Genomic DNA, 3,257 nt, shown 5'->3' on the forward strand with positions numbered 1-3,257 from the left:
TCGGAGGCGACGCCATCCGCGATCCAGAGCGGGTCGCGGGGCGCGTGGGCCGCGCGGGCCAGCCATTCGCGGGCGCGGCCTGAGCCGGCTCCGTGCTCGGCCTCCTCCAACCGCGCCATGGCGAGGCAGGCGCGCACCGTCGGACGGTCGGCGAGCAGCGGTGCGAGGGCTTCGCGGGCCTTGCCGAACTCGCGGGCCTCGTAGGCGGCCTGCGCCATCGCGAGGCGGGCTTCCGGGTGCCACGAGGAGATCTTCGCCAGCGTCTCGGCGCGGGCCATGCGGTCGCGCACCGAATCGCCTGTGCGCAGGCTCACATAGGTCTTGGCGAGGTCCGGATGGGGCCCGGCACGCCAGGCCGTCTCGATGATCTTGGCCGCCTTGCGCAGGTCGCCGCGGCGGACCATCAACCGCGCGGCGAGTACCGCCGCCGGCACGAGGTCGGGGGCGAGCTTGACGGCCTTGAGGACGCGGTCGGTGGCGGCCTCGGGTTCGCCCGCTTCGCGCTCCTGGGCGGCGGCGGTGAGCAGCACGGCGCGCTGGCGCCGGGCGGTGCCCTTCTCGATGAGGCCGATGGAGGCGCGGCGCTCCACGGTTTCGGTGGCGCCGCTCCAGTCGCCATCGGCGCACTGCGCCTCCAGGACGGCTTCGTTCGCCCAGGTGACGCTGGGCGCCAGGCGGGCGGCTTCCGCCGCGTAGGCGCGGGCGGAGACATCGTCCTCGCGGCGGCGCGCCTCGACGAAGAGGCCGCGCAGGCCGAGCACCCGGGTCTCGGGATCGTTGACCATGCGCTGGAACGCGTGTTCGGCCGCCTCGCGATCGCCGGAAATTTGCGCGGCCTGCGCCTTCAGCAGCAGCGCAAGCGGCTCGGCGCCGAGCAGGCGCTCGGCGTCGTTGGCGTGGCGCCGGGCGGCCAGGGGATCGCCCGAGCCCACGGCCACCATGCCGCGGGACAGGGCGGAGAAGCCCTTGGCCCGACGCCGCTCGCGTGAGCCGCGCACCAGGGTTTCCGGCAGGGTGATGAACCCGCGCACGATCGCCCAGACGAAGCCGAGGAGGATCGCCGCGATCAGGACCCCGATCAGGCCGAAGGCGAGGCTCGTCGCGACCTCGTAGCCGTTCCACACGATGGTGACGGTGCCGGGATGGTCAGCGATCCAGGTCGCGCCGTAGGCGGCGACGGCGAGGAGAGCTAGGAAGGCGAGGGCGCGCCACATGAGATCAGAAACTCCCGGGAGTGGCGTCGGCCGGTCCGGCGACACCGAGATTGGAGGGCGGAAGCGCTGGGCGCCGCCGCGCGAAATCCAGGGTACCGCGCCCCGTCGCCGGATCGGGCGCGGGGCGCAGCCACCCGGTCAACGGGACGCGCCGGTGGCGGGCAGGCCCTTGAAGGCGTCGGCGAGCAGAGCCTGCGCCGCATCGCCGGCCGCGGCTCGGGAGCGCAGCTTCGTACCGAACTCGCCGGCCTCGGCGCGGGCCGCTTCCGGCATCGCGGCGAACGCCTCGGCGGCTTCCTTGATCGCGCCGCGATCGAGGGCCTCCTGCACCTTCGGCGCCGTGTCGGGGGCCGGCGCATTCGCCGCGCCCCCGTTGGCCGGTGCCTCGACGCGTCGGACCTGCACGATCGATTCCGCCATGCTCATCAGCTTGGTACCGATGTCGCCGCTCTCCGCCACGGCCTTGCTCTGGGCAGCCCGGCGGCTCGCCGCGATTTTCTCCGCGATCGGCCGGAATTCGGCCGCGAGGGAGCGGGCTGTCGGCGCACCCTTGTCGGCGAAGGCCGCGACGGCCGTCAGGCGGGCCGGGTCGCCGGGCTCCAGGCCGCGCAGGGCGGCCAGGGCGTCGGCGTAGGGCGCGCCGGTGTTGAGGGCCGTGACGATCCGGTCGGCCGAGACCACCCGGAGGGCCGCCTGGACCGTTGCGGTCTCGGCGCGCTCGGAGACCGCCTTGTCGAGGCCGGCGATCTTCTCGGCCTGGGCCTGGAGCTGGCGCTCCACCGCCTTGGCCGCCTCGGCCGCCTGGGTCTTGCTCGCGTCGGCGACCTTCTCGCTCGCCTGCGTCGCGGACTGGACCGCCTCCGTCGCGGCCTGGATGCGCGCCTCCAGGGACGATTGCAGCGCCGCCACCTTCTGGCTCACGGCCTGGGCCGCCTCGGCATTCGCCTTGGTCCGTGCCTCGACATCACCCTGGAGGGCCGCAATCTTCGGCGCGAGGTCGGGCACCTCGGCGGGCTTGGGGGCCGCGTCGATCTTGCCTTCGAGCGACTTCAGGCGCTCCTCGAGGGCGCTGACCTGAGCCGTGCTCGCGCCGGGCTGCGTCACCGCCATCCGGGCGTCGCTGCCCTGGTCGCGGCCCGGCTCCTCCTGGAGCGCGGAGACGCGCTGATCGAGGGCGTCGAGGCGCGCGGCCAGGTCGGACGGGATCGCAGGGGCAGCCGGGGCCGAACCCTCGGCCGCCGGGGCAGCCGGGGCTGGGGTCGCGCTCGCCTTCTCCAGGGCCTCGCGCGCCTTCGCCAGGGCCTCCGGCACGGCCTTCACGGCGGCCTCGTTGGCGGCGATGCGCTTGTCGAGGCCCGCCACCGCATCCTTCGGGGCGAGGGCGGCGATGCGCTGGTCGAGGGCGGCGAGACGGCCATCGTCGGTCTGATGCAGCAGGCCGCTGCGCTCTACGCCGAAGAGCAGCCCGGCTCCGACCACACCGCCCAGGAGGCCGGCGGTGGCGAGGGAGCCGAAGCCCGGTCCGCGCGCTGCGGGGGGCGGCGTGGTGGCGGCTGCGGCTGGCGAAATCCGTGGCGTGGCGGAACCGGGCGGCTTGGCGCCCGCATCGCTCCCGGCCCCTGGCTTGAGAGCCTCCGCGGCCTTCACATCGGACGCACGCACGTCACCGGGCTTGATCTCGCCGGGCTTCGTCTCGCCCGGCTTGGCGTCACTCGGCTTGGCGTCCGTGGTCTTGCCGGACATGGTGGAGCCTGCGCCGGCCGCGGCCGTGGCCCCCGGCTTGGCGGGCGGAACGGGATCGGGCAGGCGCTTGGCCTTCAGGTCGATGATCGGACCGTCGGTCACCGAGCCCGCCGGGCGCGCGCCGCTCTGGGGGCCGCCGAAGGCGCCAGTTCGCGTCGGGTCGGGCTTGGCGTCCGCAGTCTTGGGGGCATCGCCCTTGGGCGCATCCGGCTTGAGAGCGTCCGGCTTGGCACCCCCGATACCGGCGTCCGCCTTCTGTTCGGACTTGCCCGGCTCGGACTTGCCTGGTTCGGACTTGCC

2 protein-coding genes are annotated in these 3,257 nt (G+C 74.6%); both read right to left on the reverse strand.

The features are described from left to right. A partial coding sequence (locus K2X24_RS05665; RefSeq protein WP_292495521.1) for a heme biosynthesis HemY N-terminal domain-containing protein occupies positions 1–1,214 on the reverse strand: 1,214 nt, incomplete at its 3' end. Positions 1,215–1,352: 138 nt separating this feature from the next. Further along, on the reverse strand, positions 1,353–3,257 hold a 1,905-nt coding region (locus K2X24_RS05670; protein ID WP_366934445.1), incomplete at its 5' end, for a hypothetical protein.

Source organism: Methylobacterium sp. (assembly GCF_019750675.1).
Taxonomy (GTDB): domain Bacteria; phylum Pseudomonadota; class Alphaproteobacteria; order Rhizobiales; family Beijerinckiaceae; genus Methylobacterium.